At 42.5% G+C, this 19,876-nt stretch carries 10 protein-coding genes; all 10 read left to right on the top strand.

The window, feature by feature from the left end:
• Nucleotides 1-424: 424 nt before the first annotated feature.
• Complete coding sequence (locus OQX63_RS05390; protein ID WP_265849863.1) at nucleotides 425-4,522, top strand: hybrid sensor histidine kinase/response regulator transcription factor; 4,098 nt, start codon at nucleotides 425-427, stop codon at nucleotides 4,520-4,522.
• A gap of 74 nt (nucleotides 4,523-4,596) precedes the next feature.
• On the top strand, nucleotides 4,597-5,700 hold the full coding sequence (locus OQX63_RS05395; RefSeq protein WP_265849864.1) for an alginate lyase family protein: 1,104 nt from the start codon (nucleotides 4,597-4,599) through the stop codon (nucleotides 5,698-5,700).
• 10 nt (nucleotides 5,701-5,710) lie between these two features.
• Nucleotides 5,711-6,574, top strand: a complete 864-nt coding sequence (locus OQX63_RS05400; protein WP_265849865.1) for a glycoside hydrolase family 16 protein — start codon at nucleotides 5,711-5,713, stop codon at nucleotides 6,572-6,574.
• Between the two features lie 20 nt (nucleotides 6,575-6,594).
• The gene (locus tag OQX63_RS05405; protein ID WP_265849866.1) at nucleotides 6,595-7,728 is read left to right on the top strand and encodes a glycoside hydrolase family 88/105 protein; all 1,134 of its coding nucleotides are present in this window, start codon (nucleotides 6,595-6,597) and stop codon (nucleotides 7,726-7,728) included.
• 7 nt (nucleotides 7,729-7,735) lie between these two features.
• The gene (locus OQX63_RS05410; protein ID WP_265849867.1) at nucleotides 7,736-8,668 is read left to right on the top strand and encodes a DUF4886 domain-containing protein; all 933 of its coding nucleotides are present in this window, start codon (nucleotides 7,736-7,738) and stop codon (nucleotides 8,666-8,668) included.
• A gap of 497 nt (nucleotides 8,669-9,165) precedes the next feature.
• Nucleotides 9,166-12,336: a SusC/RagA family TonB-linked outer membrane protein gene (locus OQX63_RS05415; protein WP_265849868.1), complete on the top strand. Its 3,171-nt coding sequence runs from the start codon at nucleotides 9,166-9,168 to the stop codon at nucleotides 12,334-12,336.
• 15 nt (nucleotides 12,337-12,351) lie between these two features.
• Nucleotides 12,352-14,025: a RagB/SusD family nutrient uptake outer membrane protein gene (locus OQX63_RS05420; protein WP_265849869.1), complete on the top strand. Its 1,674-nt coding sequence runs from the start codon at nucleotides 12,352-12,354 to the stop codon at nucleotides 14,023-14,025.
• Between the two features lie 34 nt (nucleotides 14,026-14,059).
• Nucleotides 14,060-16,882: a SusC/RagA family TonB-linked outer membrane protein gene (locus tag OQX63_RS05425; RefSeq protein WP_265849870.1), complete on the top strand. Its 2,823-nt coding sequence runs from the start codon at nucleotides 14,060-14,062 to the stop codon at nucleotides 16,880-16,882.
• Between the two features lie 13 nt (nucleotides 16,883-16,895).
• Complete coding sequence (locus OQX63_RS05430; RefSeq protein WP_265849871.1) at nucleotides 16,896-18,551, top strand: RagB/SusD family nutrient uptake outer membrane protein; 1,656 nt, start codon at nucleotides 16,896-16,898, stop codon at nucleotides 18,549-18,551.
• Between the two features lie 2 nt (nucleotides 18,552-18,553).
• Nucleotides 18,554-19,825 carry a prolyl oligopeptidase family serine peptidase gene (locus tag OQX63_RS05435; RefSeq protein WP_265849872.1) on the top strand — a complete coding sequence of 424 codons (1,272 nt, stop codon included), beginning with the start codon at nucleotides 18,554-18,556 and terminating at the stop codon, nucleotides 19,823-19,825.
• Nucleotides 19,826-19,876: the final 51 nt, after the last annotated feature.

The raw sequence follows: 19,876 nt of genomic DNA on the forward strand, positions 1-19,876 counted from the left end.
AAAAATGATCATATTGTGCAAATATTAATCGGACTAAGGTTTACTGGATAAAAATTAATATGAAGAACAGTAGCACTTAATGGAAATACTCCTGGAGAGTTCGTCCTTTCGAAAAGGCTTTTTCAGGCGACAGCTAGCCCCGACTTTTTGGGGAAGCAATCTTTATTGCAAGGATTGATTAGCATGATAGATTGCTTCGTCGTTCCTCCTCGCAATGACGACTTTTTCTCGGGGCGTCTGTCAATGGTAACGACAAGCTAAGTTGAACGTAACAAATCCGAAATGAATGGCAATTAATGATATATGCCCTAAACCATGGCGATCATAACACTTATTTTAGATGCTTACTAGCAGCTATTGATATAATTCAAATAAAAATAAATTGATAGCTGGAAAATTTAAATGATGATTAGAAAACCTGCTTATGCATTTTAACCTTATAGATATCCGGAAAGCCGCTTATCTTCTGTTATTTTGTTGTGCATTTGTGCTGAAAAGTGCGGCTGCAATTGATATTTCAAGGTATCGGTTCCATGTAATGCCCGAAACATCCTATTACAGCGGCATTCAAAGTATCACCAAAGACAGTTTGGGACGGATGTGGTATACAGGGCCCGATGCCGTTTTTATGTATGATGGGAACAGTTTTTATCAGTTAAATGAACTGGCTTCGAAAAGTAATCCCAAGGTAAAATGGGCATATGGTTCTGTGGTGACGGATAAAAAGGGTGGGCTGTTTTTGGCCACCAATCACGGTTTATTAAAATTTAATTACGGGCAGTTTAATTTTGATCTGGTTCTCCCTGGAAAAATCCGTTCCATCTGTGTTCATAACGATGGCAATTTATACATGCTCTCTGGCGACAGCCTATATATATCTGGTCGGGGGAAAAAGGATTTTAAGAAAATCAAGCTTCCCTCCAGTAGGTATTTTGATAGTGTGATCAGCCTGAAGGGAAATATTTATCTGTCTCAGGAAAATTTACTTTATAGGTTCGATACCAAAACAGCGCGCTTTGCGGTTTTTGCCAATCTGGGCCAAACCTCCTTTGTGGCGAATGATGCGGTGGCCTATAATGGCGATTATTATTTCCTTACCCAGCGGGGTGGCATTTTCGTGACTGATACCAAAGGTGTAATTAAAAAACATATACCGATTACCGGCCCGGGCTTCCAGACGACGATGGCCAAAAAAATCTTTATTGACCAAACGGGCATCATGTGGATAGCCACACAGTCTGGACTGTTGCTTTATGATCCACAGACGCAAATCAGCAAGCTGCTCAAAATGAATCCAAACGATGCGTTTTCATTACCCAATAACTCGATATGGACCATTTACGGCGACCCAGACCAGGGTGCCTGGATTGGCACATATGGAGGTAAAATCGCTTATTGTTCACTTTATGATGCCTATGTCCGCTATTTTACAGCCAGCCCCGGCGGACTTAACCACCCCATCGTAAGTGGTTTTCAGGAAGATGACATGGGCAATGTTTGGATTGCTACAGAGGGTGGTGGGCTCAACTACTGGAACCGTAAGGATGACAGCTTTCGTCATTTTACCAAAGCCGAAGCCAATTCCATCAACTCTAACATGGTTAAACGGTTAAAATTCGATCCTGATCGGAAAAACCTTTTTATTTCTTCATTTAACGGCGGGATTTCTGCCTATGAAATGGCTACTAAGCGCTTTAGTAACCTCAATATCCTGTTTCCCGGAAACAGACAGCCTTTAACCGTATATGATTTTGTTCGTGATACCGAAGGTACGTGGTGGATGACCGATCCTGACAAAAACTTTTTCCACCGCAAGAAAAACCAGGCAACAGAAACGGAAATTGTTAAACTGATCGCTGCAAACGGACAGCCGCTCGATGTAGAGATTGAGGCCATTTCGCTTGATCAGCAACAGCATCTTCGTTTGGTTACCCATCAGGGGCTGTATATTGCCGATCCCAACACGCTTAAAGTATTACATCATTACGTCATTAAAAACGGTCCTTACGCGGTAAATCACCTTGGCTGCTATTATGAAGCATCAAATGGCGATCTCTGGCTTGGTACTTCGGGAAGAGGTGTCAACCTTTTAAAGAAAGACGGGCACTACCTTAATTTTAATAGTACCAATGGTTTTCCACCTAAAATCGTTTTCGGTATTCTTGAGGATGATGTTTCAGGCAACATTTGGTTAAGTACAAATGACGGGCTGTATTTTTTCGATCAGAAAGTTCAGAAGTTTGATAAAGCCAGATTTTATAAAGCAAATAGTTGTGGTTCGTTTTATTTAAGGTCGGCCTATAAAACTAAAAAAGGAGAGATGTTGTTTGGAGGGACTAACGGATTTGTACTTTTTGATCCGCAATACCTCAACAAAAACATCCAGAAGCCGAGGGTGTTTTTCACCAGCTTATTAATTAACAATCAACTGGTAAGCAGTGTAACGCAAGATTCACCTTTAACCAGAGATATTTCTACATTAAGCAATCACGATGAGGGCAAGATTAAACTTTCCAGTGAGCAGTCGAATATCGAAATCCGTTTTTCTTCAAACAGCTATTTATCAGCAGATAAAAATCAATTTTCTTATCGCATGGTTGGCTTAAGCGATAAATGGCTGAAAATGAATCCTAATCAACACGCTGTTCAGTTTTTTAATTTACCGGGCGGTGATTATATTTTTGAAATCAAGGCCTCCAACAATGACGGGCTTTGGGGCAACGAAATTTCAAGGCTTTACTTTCATGTCAATCCGCCTTTCTTCCTATCCTGGTGGGCCTACTCCATTTACATTCTAATTGTACTGGGGCTCTTATTTTTTATCATGCGGTATTATACCAATAAAAAGGTTTTTAAAGAACGACTGGCATTAGAAGCACTCAAAGAACAGAATATGCGGGATTTGAATCAGGCGAGAACTGATTTTTTTACCAATATTTCCCATGACCTTAAAACCCCGCTTACCCTGGTGCTCGAACCCCTGAAGCAGTTAAAAGAAACCGTTCAAAAAAATGACCATGCGGCGGGCTATATGCAATTAATTGAGAAAAATGTGGCCCGCATACAGCGTTCAATCAGTCAGTTATTGCGTTTTAGGGAAATAGAAAGCCAGAAAGTAACCTTAAATCCACAGGTAGGCGATTTTATCGGTTTTGTGCACGATGTTTTTGGACTTTTTGAATTATATGCGAACAAAAAAGAAATAGAAACCAGCATTACTGCTCATGCAGACCATTTATTTGTTGCCTTTGATTATGACATTATCGAAAAAATTCTGACCAACCTTTTCTCCAATGCCTTAAAGTACACGTCTAATAAAGGTTATGTGGGGGTCAGGATTTATCAGTCTACTGCCGAGGAACAATCGAAGTTGGTTATTGAACCTGATCACCTGGAAATAGAATACATTTCTGTAGAAGTATTAAATACCAGTATAGGCTTTTCGGAAGAGCAGATTGCTACACTGTTTACTTCCTTTAACCGCTTATCGTCTTATCGGCCTACTTTTGAAGAAAGCTCAGGTCTTGGACTTGCCATAGTAAAGGAACTTGTAGACGCCATTGGAGGAAAAATATGGATGGTAAATAAAAGCAATAAAGTTTCTTTTACCATAATGCTCCCACTAAAAAAAGAAGCGGGATCAGGCGATATGCAGTCGAACGTATACGATTATACCATTTCAGAAATTGACGAAATCCTGTTAGAAGCTGAAGAACCCGATCTTGCACCAAAGCATGCCAGGAAATCAACCAGCATTTTATTAATTGATGATGACCCTAACCTTCGGAACTACCTGGAACGCCGGTTGTCTGAAAAATATAATGTCTACTTGGCCAGCGATGGTCAGGAAGGTATTATTAAAGCTGAAAAAATATATCCGCAACTGATTATTACCGATCTGATGATGCCGAATACCAATGGATTTGAGGTATCTAACCACTTGCGGCAAAACTTTAAAACCAGCCATATTCCCATCATCATGATTTCGGGTATGGGCGACGTAAACCAGAATAAAACCAGGGCACTTGAACATGGTGCAACAGTTTTTATTGATAAACCTTTTGAAGTGGAGTACCTGATTCAACAGATAGATACCATTTTAAAAAACCAGCAGGAAATGCGGGAAATGTACAGCAAGCGACTGGTAGTCGATCCCGCTAATGTAACCATCACTTCGATGGATGAGGAGTTACTGGTCAAAGCCATGAAGTTTATTGAACAGCATATGGCGAATCCAAATTATTCGGTAGACGATTTCGTGTCTGATATGAACACCGGAAGAACAATTCTGTATCAAAAGATCAATGATATTGTTGGCATGTCTATTAAAGAATTTATTCTAAACATCCGGCTTAAAAGAAGCGCCTACTTATTGGAACATGCAGATTTAACAGTAGCAGAGGTGGCTTATCAAACCGGCTTTAATAACGCGAAATATTTTAGTGTATGCTTTAAAAAACAATTTGAAACCAGTCCGTCTGAGTATAAAAAGCGCTATAGTTCAGAGAATAATGCCGTTTAAAAATTATTGCCGAGCATGTAGACAATTGTACCATTAAAGCACTCCTCATTAACCAAATAAAACCTATGAAGCACTTGAAATTTTTTCTCATTATTTTATCTACAACCATGCTCTTATGCACACTGCTGGGGCAGCAAGTTTTTGCTCAACATCGGCTAAAGGGGATGCATCCGCAACAGCAGATTGATTTTGTTAAAAAACAGCTCAAAGCCAAAAAAGAACCTTATTTATCAGCCTATAAAGCTTTGTTGGTCAAAGCAGATTCAGCTTTGTTGATCTCAAAACATGCCGTAGAAGATTTTAGTATTCCTGGTTTTTACGTTGATAAAGAAACCCATCGACGAACTTCGCGGGCGCTCCAGGTAGATGGTTTTTCAGCGTACAGTTGTGCCCTGGCTTATCAGTTGAGTGGCAAAACAAAATATGCAGACAAAGCCATTTATTTTCTGAATGCCTGGGCATCTGTAAATAAAAAATATTCACAGCTGGATGGTTCACTTGTAATGTCTTATTCTGGTACTGCTTTAATGATCAGTGCAGATTTGCTAAAGGGTTATAAAAAGTGGCAGCCCAAAGCGGTAACGCAGTTTAACTGGTGGGCTAAAAATGTATTTCGTGCGGCAGCAAACAGCATCAGATACCGTAACAACAACTCTGGCGATTGGTCTCGTTTAGCCTCTATCCTGGCAGATACCTATCTGGAAGACCGGGAAGATATGCAGCAAAACATTACCTTGATTAAAAAGGACCTTTTTGATAAGATTGCAGCAGATGGACACCTGGTGGAGGAAGTAAAGCGGCAGGGAAAGGGTATTTGGTATACCTATTTCTCTTTGGCACCGCTTACCGCATCCAGTTGGATCATTTATAATCAGACAGGGGAAAACCTCTTTAATACATCGCGGGATGGGGCATCATTTAAAAAGGCGCTGGATTATTTATTTTACTACAATCAACACCCCCAAGAATGGAAATTTTTCAAAAATCCGGATACGGGCAATGTGCATACCGTAACAGGTTTTTGGCCAGCCAATTTATTGGAGGCGATGAATGGCATTTATCCCACGCCACAATTTGAGGAGTATCTCTCGCCCTATCGTCCCATCATGTATACCACACATGATTATGCCTGGACATTCCCAACCCTGATGCCTTTACGATTAAACGGATACCAATAAATTATTCACCATGAAAAAATATATAGTCAAATTATTATTGCCGGTCTGTGCTGTATGCATCAGCTTATCCGGAGTAGCCCAACAAAGAAAAAATCCTAAGCCGCCAGCGCTTCATTCAGATGGTTACAAACTGGTATGGGCAGAAGAATTTAATAAAGACGGTGCACCCGATCCGGCTAACTGGAGGTATGAACTCGGATTTGAACGAAATGAAGAATATCAATGGTACCAATGGGAAAATGCCAGGTGTGAAAAGGGAAAGCTAATTCTGGAGGCCAAAAGGGAAAAAAAAACAAACCCTAATTTTAAGGAGGGAAGCAGCGACTGGAAAAAAAATAGGAGAGAAGCTGATTATACTTCTGCCAGCATCAAAACCCAAGGATTGCACAGCTGGCTTTACGGCAGGTTTGTGATGCGCGGTAAAATAGATATCCGAGATGGCATTTGGCCAGCCTGGTGGACATTGGGAACAAAAGGATCCTGGCCGGCAACAGGAGAAATCGATATCATGGAATATTACCGGAAAAAACTGCTCGCCAATATCGCATTCATGGGTGCAGATCGAAAAGACGCTTGGTTTAGCACTGAGAAAAATATCGATTCCCTTGGCGGTCAGGCATGGGCCGATCAATTTCACATCTGGCGAATGGATTGGTATGAAAGCAGCATCGCACTTTATGTGGATAACCAGCTTTTAAATAAGGTATCGTTAAACCGGTTGGTCAACCAGGATGGGACCAATATTAATCCTTTTAAACAACCGCATTATATGCTGCTCGATTTGGCAATAGGCGGTAAACAGGGTGGAGATCCTTCCAAAACTACCTTTCCAGCCAGGTTTGAAGTAGATTATATAAGGGTTTATCAAAAATAATCAATTAAGAAATGAAAGATATGAATTTAAAACGACTGCTTTTGGTTTTACTATGGAGCTGCTATACTGGGCTAAGTGCCTTTTCAGCTCAAAAACCGGTAAAAAGAGATTCCACTCTGGCAACCGAAAACATTTTTAAAACGATGCAACGGGTTGCTGACTGGCAGCTGAATACCTGGAAGAACAAGGGGTTTAATCATCGAAAAGCAGATTGGACCAATGGTGCCTGCTATACCGGTATTTTTGCTTTTGGCAACTTGCGGGGCAATGAACGGTATCTGCAAACGCTGGTTGATATTGGAGATGAGTTGAACTGGAATACCGGACATTTGCGCTTTTATGCAGATGACTATTGTGTAGGACAAACTTATGCACAACTCTACAGTAAGTTCAAAAAGAAAAAGATGATTGCTCCTTTTATGCTACAGGCCGATAGTATCATTAGCCAGCCGCATGATGAAGCCCTAAACTGGAAAAACAATATCCAGAAAAGAGAATGGGCCTGGTGTGATGCCCTTTTTATGGGACCTCCATCCCTGGCTTATCTGAGCACGGCTACCCGAGATGAGAAGTATTTGAATACGGCCATTAAATTGTGGTGGAAGACCACCGGATTTCTGTATGATCCCGAAGAGAAATTATTTTTCAGAGATGAGAGTTTCTTTGCCAAACGGGAGAAAAACGGGCAAAAAATATTCTGGTCAAGAGGTAATGGATGGGTGTTGGCCGGCCTGGTAAGGGTGTTGGAGAATATGCCGAAAAACCACCCGGATAGAAAGAAACTGATTTTGCTTTATCAGGATATGGTAGCCAGGGTGGCGGGATTACAGCAGCAAGATGGCAGCTGGCATGCTTCGCTATTAGATCCTGCAAGTTTTCCGGTTAAGGAGATGAGCGGAACCGGCTTTTTTTGCTATGCCATTGCCTGGGGCTTAAATCACGGTATTTTAGAAAAGAAACAATACCTTCCTGTGGTAGAAAAATCATGGCAAGCCATGGTTTCCGCTGTGCATGAAAATGGTATGCTGGGTTATGTGCAGCCCATTGGCGCAAGTCCTGATGCCGTAAATGCCAATAGTACCGAGGTATATGGCGTGGGTGCATTTTTGCTGGCGGGAACACAATTGTATGAATACCTTAAGAAACTAAAATAGACGAAGTATGAAGATTAATATGAAACTACAGTTCTCGACTTTAATTAAGTTAAGCATATATTCCCTTTTGCTGGTTTGCCTGGCCGCAAATGTTTTTGCTCAAAGCCGGCCAGATACCTTACGTTTATTTATTATAGGGAACAGTTTTTCTCAAAACGCATCCGCCTTTTTACCACAGCTGGCAAAAGAAAGAGGGAAAATGCTCATTATTGGACGTGCTGAACTTGGTGGACATTCTCTTGAGCAGCATTGGGGTTATGTAGAAAAAGCAGAAGCCAATGCTGATGATCCCAAGGGAAAACCTTATGGCGGAAAATCATTAAAAATGTTGTTGGGGCAAGGGAAATGGGACATTGTTACCATTCAACAGTATTCTTACCTTTCAGCAGATTCTTCAAGCTACTATCCATATGCCAGCAAACTAGTTGACTATGTTAAAGCATTGCAACCCCAGGCGCGTTTAATGGTTCATCAAACCTGGGCATACCGTACCGATGCAAAGAAGTTTGGACGTATAGCAGAAGGTAAAGTTGCAGCGAGTCAGCAGGAAATGTGGCAGAAATCACGTGCGGCTTACCATCTTCTCGCAAAGCGGATTAATGCCCCGATTTTAGCAGTTGGTGATGCTTTCCAAATTGTAGCCGAAGACAGGAAATATGGTTTTAAGCCTGATCTTTCATTTAATTACGAGCATCCCACAGCCCCAAATCTGCCAGATCAGACCCATTCGATCAATATCGGTTACTACTGGAATAAGAAAGAGCTCGTATTTGATCCGAACCATGCCAATGATGCGGGGAAATACCTGGGCGGGTTAATCTGGTACGGTATCTTATTTAATGATTCGGTTAAGGATATCAGATTCAAGCCTGAAAATGTATCCGAAGAGTTTGCACAATATCTTCGTAAAGTGGCTGCCCAAACCATCCGCAAACAATAACCGGCAAAAATAGTTGCAAATGCTAAACCGAAGTCTACTTGACTATTTTGATTTTAAAACACAAACTTTCTAAAAATAAGCTGCAAATATTATCCATTCGTACAAAAACAAACCATTTCCGTACAAAAGTGAACCCTCTGAAATAGATAAGCACATAGATTTGTGTTAACCAAATAATAAACCTAAATATTATGACAACCTATTTCTTAACTATTCCCCTTATTGCAAATGAGGAAAACTCAAAAACTGGATTACGAGCTGTAACATCCGGAATGCCTTTCTCTTTGATTGATATTTCTCGGCATCAGCCTTAGCCTGAAAGCTTGAATCATGACGCTTTTTTAATGTTTTCTAATCTCCATTTTTAATTCAGCCGATAAAATCTGCACCCTTTTGTGGAATTAATGAGGACGCCCTGCGTGGTGCCCTGGAGATCTGTTATGCGCAAAAAGCTAGAAATATCTAACACATTAAAATTCTAACCATATCTCAGATAGATGATAAAAAACATAAACCTAAGGTCAAAAGGCTGGTTTCTTGTGGCTGCTGCATTTTGGTGTAAGGCGCAGGCATTGCCGGCCAGGCCAATGAAAATTGCCAGCGGCTTTGTTGCCGAACGCCACAAATCGCTGTTTCAGGAAATAACCGGAACCGTTAAAGATGATAAAAACCAACCCATACCCGGTGCAACCATCCGAATAAAAGGCACCACTACCGGCGTACAAACCGATTTGGATGGAAAATATAAAATCAATGTTAATCCCGGTCAGGTGCTTGTATTTTCAACCATTGGTTTTGAAAGCAAAGAAGTTACCATAGGGACTGCTAGTGTAATCAACATCAAGCTGATCTCTGCAAGCAGCTCCCTAAGTGAAGTGGTGGTAAACGGTTATTCTACACAAAGAAGATCGGCCGTTACCGCTGCCATCAGTACCGTTTCCGGTCAGGATTTATTAAAAGCACCGGTAACCAATGTGAATAATGCATTGGCCGGTCGCGTGCCCGGTTTGGTGGTGCAGCAAACTTCCGGACGTCCGGGAATTAACGGTGCAGCTTTGTATATCCGCGGGCAGGTATCTCCTTCAGCTACCGCGCTCATTATTGTCGATGGTGTGGAACGGACTTCTTTCGGTGATATCGATCCCAATGAAATTGAAAGCATCAACGTACTTAAAGATGCCTCATCAACCGCGCTCTATGGCTTGAAAGGTGCGAATGGCGTATTTGTCGTAACCACCAAGAGAGGGGTAGAGGGACCGGCAAGGGTAACGTTTTCCGGTAATCTGGGCATCATCAGCGCAACATCCCGTCCCGAAATTCTGGGCGCCTATGAGAGTGCCATGCTGTTAAGCGAAGGGCAGCGGAACGTTGGTGAATCCCGAACCTTTACCGATGAGGATTTAGCGATTTTTAAAGCTGGAAATGGCAACCCGTTACTTTATCCGGATGTGATGTGGTACGATGAACTGGTTAAAGATCATTGGATGCAGAACCAGCAGAACCTGACCATATCAGGCGGAAGTGAAAAGGTAAAATATTTTACCTCATTTAGCCATATGCGCGAGGAAGGAAATTTTAAGGAATTTAAAACACCATTAGATTATTCTACCTCCCCAAGCTACAGCCGTTACAATTTCAGGGCCAGGGTAGGCATCGATCTGACCAAAACCACCAATTTCGAAGTTAACCTTGCCGGCAGGAATGAGCACCGTTACAGCCCGGCAGGCATGAGTGAATATAACGACCCGGCGGGGGTGGTCAGCACCGGTATTGAAGGACTTGTGGGCCGGGCTTTGAAAATGCCTTCATGGGCAGCGCCGTTTTTTAAAGAATACATCAATTCTGATGATCCCAGAATTATTGCCCTGGATGGAAACTATAACCATATCGTAAACTATGGTCTGGGCGGGGTAAATGCTTTCAATCCTTACGCGTTACTCACCTATGGTGGATATGCCTTTACCGATAACAATATTGCCGAATCGATTTTCACCGTAAAGCAAAAACTTGATTTCGTAACCCAGGGACTCAGTTTTAAGGCTCAGTTTGGTTACGATGCGACACAACTATCCGGAAAGTTGCAACGTGGAAGCATAGGTTATCTTGAACTTGACAGGTTCAGCTTGGCATTAACGCCTGTGGGCGGGACCTATAATGATTTTTTTGGGGCACCTGCCTATTCGAGAAGTGGTTTTACCAAAACAAATCTGCAGTTGTTTTTAACCTATGGCCGATCATTTGGCAAGCATAATATCAGTGCCAATCTAATTGGTCAGCGCGAACTTCAGGGCTCGGCTGCGGCTGCCGCGCCTTATGCCAACCAGGGAATCATTTCGGAAGCTACCTATAACTACGGAAATAAATATTTTTTAACAGCAAGTGCAACCTACAACGGTTCGGAAAACTATGCCAAAGGTTATCGCTACGGGTTTTTTCCGGCAGCGACGCTGGGTTATAATCTGGCCAATGAAGAATGGATGAAAAAATTTACCTGGATCAGCATGTTTAAATTCCGTGGCTCGATTGGAAGGGTAGGGATTCCCAGCCCAGGTACAAGTAGATTCTATTACCAGAACAGATTCGGCGCCGGATCGAACGTAGTATTTGGAAACCCAAACAGCAACTTCAGCGCGCCAACTTATACCCAATTACAATACGGCAATCCATTTATCACTTTTGAGGTTTCTTTAAAAAGAAATCTCGGACTTGATCTTTCTTTATTCCGGGATAAGCTAAACATTACCGCTGATGTTTTTGATGATGAGCGCTCAGATATTTTAACTACCCGTTCGGCAACCAGTTTTGCAACTTACGGCGCTACAGTGCCAAGTACCAATTACGGGGTTAATTATAACCATGGATATGAACTATCGGTAACTTACCGTGATAAGATTAAAGATTTTACCTATTCCTTTACAGGCAACCTGAGTTATGCCAGAAACGAGCGAAGGGTACTGGATGAAGCGCCTGGTCTTGCCGAAAATCTGCGGGTAACAGGTAAACCGATCGGTACCTATTTTGGATACCACGTGCTCGGTTTTTATGCAGACCAAAAGGATATCGATAACAGTCCGCTAAACAAAATTACAGCTTATCCTTCCATACCGGGGGATTTCAAATATCAGGATGTTAATGGCGACGGCATAATTAATAACCAGGATGTGATCGCTATTGGGCATCCAAATATTCCGGAATACAATGCTAGCCTTAACATGCAATTTGGATATAAGGGATTTCAGCTATCTGCACTTTTTAACGGGGTGACAAATGTGAGTTCGAATGTTGTATTTCAAAGTGGTGGCCTCAACCAGTATTATGCACCAATGTTAAATAGATGGACACCAGGCAATACCAATGCAAGCTGGCCGGTAATTCGTCCGGGCCTGAATGCCAATCCTAATGAAAGCCTCAATGATTTCACACTGCAAGATGCTTCTTATATCAAATTACGTAATGTGCAGTTCAGTTACAGTTTACCTAAAAAATGGGTAAACAGGCTTCGGTTAAATGGCCTTACCGTATTCGTTAGCGGCCAGAACTTAGTTACCTGGACAAATTTTTATGGTATCGATCCTGAAAATAGTTTGTCGGGAAATGCCTATGCCTCTTCTATTGCCACTATTCCGACTACTAAAGTTTTCAATTTTGGCCTCAATTTATCACTCTAATTAAAGGTTATCATCATGAGAAAATTCATATACACACTATTTTTATTTGTTCTCTGTATTGGTTATTCCTGCAAAAAGGATTTTTTACAGCGTGATGTGGGCATACAGAGCGACCTTGAAGAAGTTTTTAAAGACCCCTTAACGGCTTCCCGTTTTGGCGACTTTACCTATACTTTTTCCATTTCAGATTACGGTCGCTTGAGCGGATACAAGGGAATGACCTCACAATTTACAGATGAATCTATTGCCAATAATGGTCAGATCGAGGTGGCGGCCATGAACAGTGGCCAGTTTTTAGATCCCGGAGCTTCAGATGTAACTGGCATTTATGCGCAAATGTACCGGGGAATCAGAAATGCAAATTTAATGCTAGCCAATATGGATAAAGTTCCCTGGACCGATCTTTACAATCCTGGTTACATTAAAGGTGAGCAACTTTATCTCCGTGCTTATTTCTATTTCGAGTTGTTAAGGCGCTTTGGAGGGGTAGTCATATTAACCCAGCCACAAGACTTTACAGAAGCTTCTACAGATCTTCCGCGCAGCAGTTATGCAGAAACATTTACGTTGATTTTAAGTGACCTGGAACAGGCCCTTAAGCTGTTGCCATTAACCAATGCAGACTGGCCCAACCCGGCAGCACAATCTAACCGGGCTACAGGGGCTGCGGTTATGGCACTTAAAGCAAGAGCCTTGCTTTTCGATGCCAGTCCCTTAAATAATCCGGAAAATGATTTGGCAAAATGGAAACAAGCCGCAGATGCGTCAAAGGCAATTATAGATCTGAATAAATTTTCACTGGAACCCAACTACGCCAATGTACTCACGGTAGCCAACTCCAACGAATATATCCGGATCTGGCCCCGTGGTGGCCGTGGATTTATTGGGACCTACCTAAGCGACTTTTTAATTCCTACCAGCTATGGCGGGGCACAATCTAACCTTTCGCCTGTTCAGAATCACGTTGATCTCTATGAAATGGCGAACGGGAAACCCATTACCGATGCTACCTCAGGATACAATCCGCAAAATCCTTATCTCAATAGAGATCTACGCTTTTATATTAACATTCTGTATAATAATGCCACCTGGCAGGGGCGGGCAGTACAAACCTGGCAATCTGAACCCAATGCGCAGGGCATTATCACCTATGGAACGGATATCAGTACCGCCACTTCCATAACCAAAACCAGTTATTACCTGAAAAGACTCTGGCCAGAGGCTTCACGTTCGGGCTCAACTGCATCAGCCTTGCTGAATTATGTTTTTTACCGATATGCAGAAGTGCTGATCAATTATGCCGAAGCTCTAAATGAAGAAACAGGGCCGACTGCCGAAGTGTACAATGCCGTAAATGCCATTCGTGTGCGGGCTAAGATGCCGGTTTTACCGGCCGGTCTCAGTCAAGCTGAAATGCGCGAACGCATCAGAAATGAAAGGGCCATCGAATTCGCTTTCGAAGACATGCGTTGGTGGGATATCCTCCGCTGGAAAAAGGGGGCGGAAATTGTGGCCCAGCCAATGAAGGCCATGAAAGTGATCAAAAATGCCAACGGCTCTTTCAGTTATAACGTGATCGAATTGCCCGCATTTAAAAAAGTATTCAATAACAACATGTATTTGTACCCTATTCCACGGACAGAAATGAATAAAACCAGCGGCGCATTGAAACAGAATCCGGGCTGGTAGTTATTGGGTTGTACATCAATTTAAAAGATAAGAAATGACAAGATATATTAAATGTTCGGGCGTTATGGCGTGCATCATCGGCTATCTGTTAACCTGCACTGCCTTCGCACAAACTAGTGGTAAGCAGGATACCGTTAGGATTGTGAAAGCTAACCGCACAGACTCGACAGATCAATTAATAGAAATTCCTTTTGCTACACGCAGCAGAGCAGAACTGAATTATGCCCAAAGCTCGCTTCGCTACAATCAGCTTACGCAAGTTCCGATCAGTAACCTGTCTGGTTTACTGGCGGGGCGGTTAAGCGGTTTTTTATTCAGGTGGACAGGTAATCAGCCAGGTGGCGGAAACGTGTCCTATCAAATCCGTGGAAAATCATCCTATGCGCAAGGCGCTACGCCAGCTTTTCTGGTAGACGGAATTGAGCGTGATTTCGAAGATATGGATATTAGCGAAATTGAAAGTGTAACGGTATTAAAAGATGCTGCTGGTTTAAACTGGTATGGCTTAAATGGAGGCAATGGTGCAATTCTGGTCACCACGAAACGGGGAAAGATAGGGCAGAACCTGATTTCTTTTGATGCGCAGGGCGGTTTTCAATCTGCCAGCAACCTGATCAAGCCCTTAAATTCCTTTGATTTTGCTACCTTATCTAATCGGGGGTTAACCAATGTGGGGCAGGCACCAGCTTATAATGATGCAGCGCTTGAAGGTTATAAAAACCATACCAACCCTTACCTCTATCCAGACAATAACTACTTAGACCGCTTTTTGAGCAAGAGGGCAGCTACGCAAAGATACGCACTTACCTTTAGCGGAGGGAGCAATAGGGTGCGTTATTTCAGCTCCGTAAGCTACTTTAACCAGCAAGGTCTTTTTAAGGAAACAGAAACACCTAACTACGATTCTAATTATGGATATAAACGTTATAATTTTCGCATCAATTTAGACTATGATGTGACCAAAACACTTACGCTGACGCTGTTGGCAGGCGTGAGGAGCGAAGTACGTAATGATGTTGGTGATGGTACCAGCACGGTTTTGAGTAACTTATATAACTTACCGCCAAATGCCTTTCCAATTTTAAATGCAGATGGATCTTACGGAGGAACTTCACTCTTTCAAAGTAATCCCCTTGGCCAGTTACAGGCTACAGGATTTTCGAGGACTACCACTAATATTTTGCTTGCCAGTATCATGGCCGATCAGAAAATGGATTTTATCACTAAAGGCCTTTCGGCTAACCTATTTTTCTCTTATGATGGTTATGGTAATTATGGCGATGGCTTATCTCAGAATTATGCAGTTTTCAATCAAACCGTAACACCTGTACAAACTTATCGCACGCCAGCGGTTATTGCTTACCGCACTGCAGCTTTCCAAACCAATACCAAAAACAATGAACTCTGGTTTGGCCTGGATTACAACAGAACTTTTGCCACAGATCACCAGGTAAAAGCAAATGTACGGGCGCAGCAATATGTAAGTGCTGCGGTAGACCGGCTGGATTACCGTTCCCGGATGCTTGTAGGACGGGCAGATTACAGTTTTAAGCAACGTTATCAGTTGGGATTTACAGGGAGTTACTCCGGATCAGAGAACTATGCGCCTGGAAGACGTTTTGGCTTTTTCCCTGCATTATCAGCCGGCTGGTTAATGTCCAAAGAAGATTTTTTGAAAGAAAATTCGGTGATCAGTTACCTGAAATTGCGCGGATCTTATGGTCGCTCGGGCAATATTGGTCCAACTTACGATGCCAATGGCAATGTGGTCAGACTACCGTACCGTACGCTGTTTACAAGAGATGCAGGACCATTTCTAGGCTCTACTTTTTCTACTTCGACCACAGCGAGACTGGTAAGTCCTGCAGGTAACCCCTTAACCACCTGGGAAAAAATCGATCGTCTGAACCTGGGTACAGATGTAGACTTTTTTAAAGGCGCACTTTCTCTCTCTGTTGATTATTTTGATGAAAAACGAACGGATATCCTTGGTCCTGCAAACTTACCAGGTATCGTAGGAATAGCCATTGCGCAGGTAAATTCGGGTAAGGTCAGCAGTAAAGGGTTTGATGCCAGCGGAACTTTCACTAAAAAAATTGGCGAAGTGCTGATCGGTACCAACGCCAACTTTACCTATGCCAAAAACATCATTTTGGAAAGAACTGAAAATGTATTGCCCAATCAATCTACCATAGGCCGGTATGTGAATGGGGGAAATTATTACATTGCAGAAGGTATTTTTCAGAGCCAGGCAGAGATTAATGCCAGTCCGAAACAAACCCTTTCGAGCCTTGTTGTGCCGGGCGATCTTAAATACAGGGATGTTAACAATGATAACATCATCGACGCAAACGATGCTGTCTCCAGCAACTACACCGATATTCCTAAAATATATTATGGCTTTGGCTTTAACATCCGTTACAAACAGTTTGATCTAGGCGCACAGTTTCAGGGTGTTTCGGGCAGAACAGTAGATATCTCTGATATTTTTTACGCAGGTCCGAACGGGTTAAATCAATTAAGCTTAGACACCTGGACGCCCGCAACTGCAGCTACAGCTAAATATCCGCGGGTTGGCATCTCTGACAATGGGAACAATACGGCAAACTCCACTTTTTGGCTGTATTCAGGTGATTTTTTGAAGCTTAGATCTGCCGAGATTGGTTACAGCACGCCTCGAAGCCTGAACGAACGCTTGCGCTTCAAAGGTGCCAGGATTTTTGTAAGTGGCAATAACATTTTCACCATCTCTAAACTAAATAAGCTGGATATTGATCCGGAAACACCCAATGCAGGCCGTTTCTCCTCTTATCCTTACGTAAAAACCTTCGCAGTAGGCCTAAATGTTAAATTTTAATTTAAAAATGAAGATGAAAAAGAAAAGATATGTAGTGCAAATGGTTTTGGCCATTTTGCTGATGAGCTTTGCTGCCTGCAAGGATGAATTTTTTGAACCTTCGTACAGTGAAGGCCCTGTTAATGAAGCAGCGATCTGGAATACCGACAGGCGTGTGCGGGAGTACTTAAACAATGGTTATAATTATATGCTGGCCAGGTATAATGTTGATGGCTCAGGTGCATTAATGGCCAGTGGAAGTGATGAAGCGGTAAACTCCAACTTAAACAGCAATGTAAACATCTTTAATAATGGCAACTGGAGCAGTTTAAGGACCTTCGATGAGCAATATACCAATCTTTATAATGGCTTGTGGGTTGTAAACACGTTTCTGGAACGATCGCCCACGGCAGTGATTTTTCCGGCAAGTGATCTTCGCGGATTAAGAGGAGAAGCATTTTTTCTGCGGGCTTTATTACACTATGAGTTGTTCAAAAGATATGGAGGGATTGTTCTTGCCACCCGTTCCTTTTCGCCCGTAGAAGACCTGAATATTCCCCGCAATTCTGCTGATGAGGTTGTAAAACAAATTGTTAAAGATTGCGACTCGGCCATCAGTCAGATTCCTGCAGCCTCAACAAAAGATTGGGATGCTGCAAATTACGGACGTGCAACAAAGGCTGCGGGAATGGCACTAAAAGCCAAAACCCTATTGGTTTATGCAAGTCCTCTATACAACACGGGTAATGAGCTGCAACGCTGGCAAAATGCGGCCAATGCAGCAAAAGATTTAATCGACTTAAATAAACACAGCTTGTTGAGCACGGCCTTGTTTCCCAACCTGTGGGATTACACCACTACAGCAACCTCTTACAACAATGAGGTGATTTTCGCCACGCCGGCAAGCAATACCAATGCTATTGAGGCCAATAATGCACCCATTAGCTTCACTGGCGGATTGGGCAGAACAAACCCGACGCAGAATTTGGTAGACGCTTTTGAAATGACCAATGGCAGGCCCATAACTGACCCTGCATCAGACTATGATCCGCAAAATCCATATGCGAACAGAGATCCGCGTTTAAATCAGTTTATTGTGGTTAACGGTGCAAATTTTAAAACAGGAAGCCTAAGCAGGGCTGTGGAGACTTACGAAGGTGGACGTGATAATGTTCCTTCCAATGTAAACAGTACAAAGTCTGGTTATTACCTGCGGAAGTTTTTAAGCGGTAATGCTACTTACAATATCACAGGTACCACGAGTGTAAGAAGACCCTGGGTATTGTTTCGTTATGCAGAAATTTTACTCATTTATGCAGAAGCGTTGAACGAATTTGGAGGTCCGAATACGGAGGTCTATAACGCAATAAATGCAGTACGTAACCGCGCCGGAATGCCTGCACTGGCCGGGTTAACACAATTGCAAATGCGCGACAGGATTAAAAATGAACGGAGAGTGGAATTGTGTTTTGAAGAACAAAGGTTTTTTGATATCCGCCGATGGAAAGATGGAGAAAGTAAATTTAATGGCCCTGTTAGCGGAATGAAAATTACTAAGGTGGGTAATGCGTTAACCTATAGCCCTTTTGTAATTGAAAACAGAACTTTTACCAGTAAAAACTATTGGTATCCGTTTCAGCAATCAGAAATTAATAAGGCGAATAAACTCATTCAAAATCCGGGGTATTGAGTATGATGAACAGACTAAAATCCTTCGTTCAGGGAGGCAATTGGTGCTTCAACGAATGCATGAAAAGAGCATTGGTCTGCTTTATTGGTCCGGTTTTTTTATCGGCTGGAGTATATGCGCAGCAAACAGATCGGTTTATGGGAGAAATCGTTAATTATGACGAAAGTACCGTGCCAGCCTATACTTTACCCGATATACTGCTTACCGCAGAAGGTAAAAAGATTAAAGCTGTCTCCGCTTGGGAGAAGCATCGCAGACCAGAAGTTTTAGCCCTGTTTGAAGAACATGTGTACGGAAAAACACCAGCTCGTTTTGATAGTTTAAAATTTGTGGTAACCAAGGAAAACGTGGTTGCCATGGCTGGAAAAGCATATTTGAAAGAAATAACAATTACGGCCTGGAACAGCGGCAATTCGGTATCTTTTCCTGTCGTACTGTTCATTCCCAACAAGCGGACAAAACCTGCCCCGGTATTTTTGCTCATTAACAACCGCAGTAGCAGAAATACAGATCCGACAAGAATAGAAAAGAGTGATTTCTGGCCAGCCGAAATGGTTATCGATAGTGGATATGCCATTGCTGCCTTTCACCATTCCGATGTAGCTCCTGATCGCAAGGATAGTTATCAGAACGGCGTGTTAAAACAGCTGTTTCCTGAAGAACTGGAAAAAGATAATGGCATGAAAGCGATTGGTGTGTGGGCCTGGGCAGCAAGCAGGGTAATGGATTACTTCAAAACGGATAAGGAAATCGATTCTGGCAAGGTAGTGCTGGTAGGCCATTCAAGGGGTGGGAAAACAGCATTATGGGCGGCCGCACAGGATCAACGTTTCGCAATGGTGTTGAGCAGTTGCTCTGGCAGTACGGGTGCATCGCTGGCCAGGCGTAAATATGGAGAAACCATAAGTCTGATTAACAAGCAGTTTGGCTACTGGTTTAACAATAATTACAAAAAATACAGTAATGATGTAAATAGCTTGCCTCTTGATCAGCACATGCTCATAGGTTTGGTTGCGCCAAGGCCAGTTTATACCACGAATGCTACAGAAGATCGCTGGGCAGATCCTTACGGCTCTTTTTCGTCATTGGTACAGGCCAAACCTGTTTACGATTTATACGGCAAGAAAGTGACGCTTCCTGCAAATATGCCTGGTGTGAACAAGCCAATCATTCATTCGGCTATCGGTTACCATTTTAGGGAAGGAAAACACGACCTCAATATTTATGATTGGACAAATTTTATCCGTTTCGCCAAACTCCATTTTAATCTTTAAGATTTTTTAAACCTAAACTCTTTTTTAAAATTAAAGGATGTTTTTGCCAAT

Source organism: Pedobacter sp. PF22-3 (genome assembly GCF_026239555.1).
Classification (GTDB): domain Bacteria; phylum Bacteroidota; class Bacteroidia; order Sphingobacteriales; family Sphingobacteriaceae; genus Pedobacter.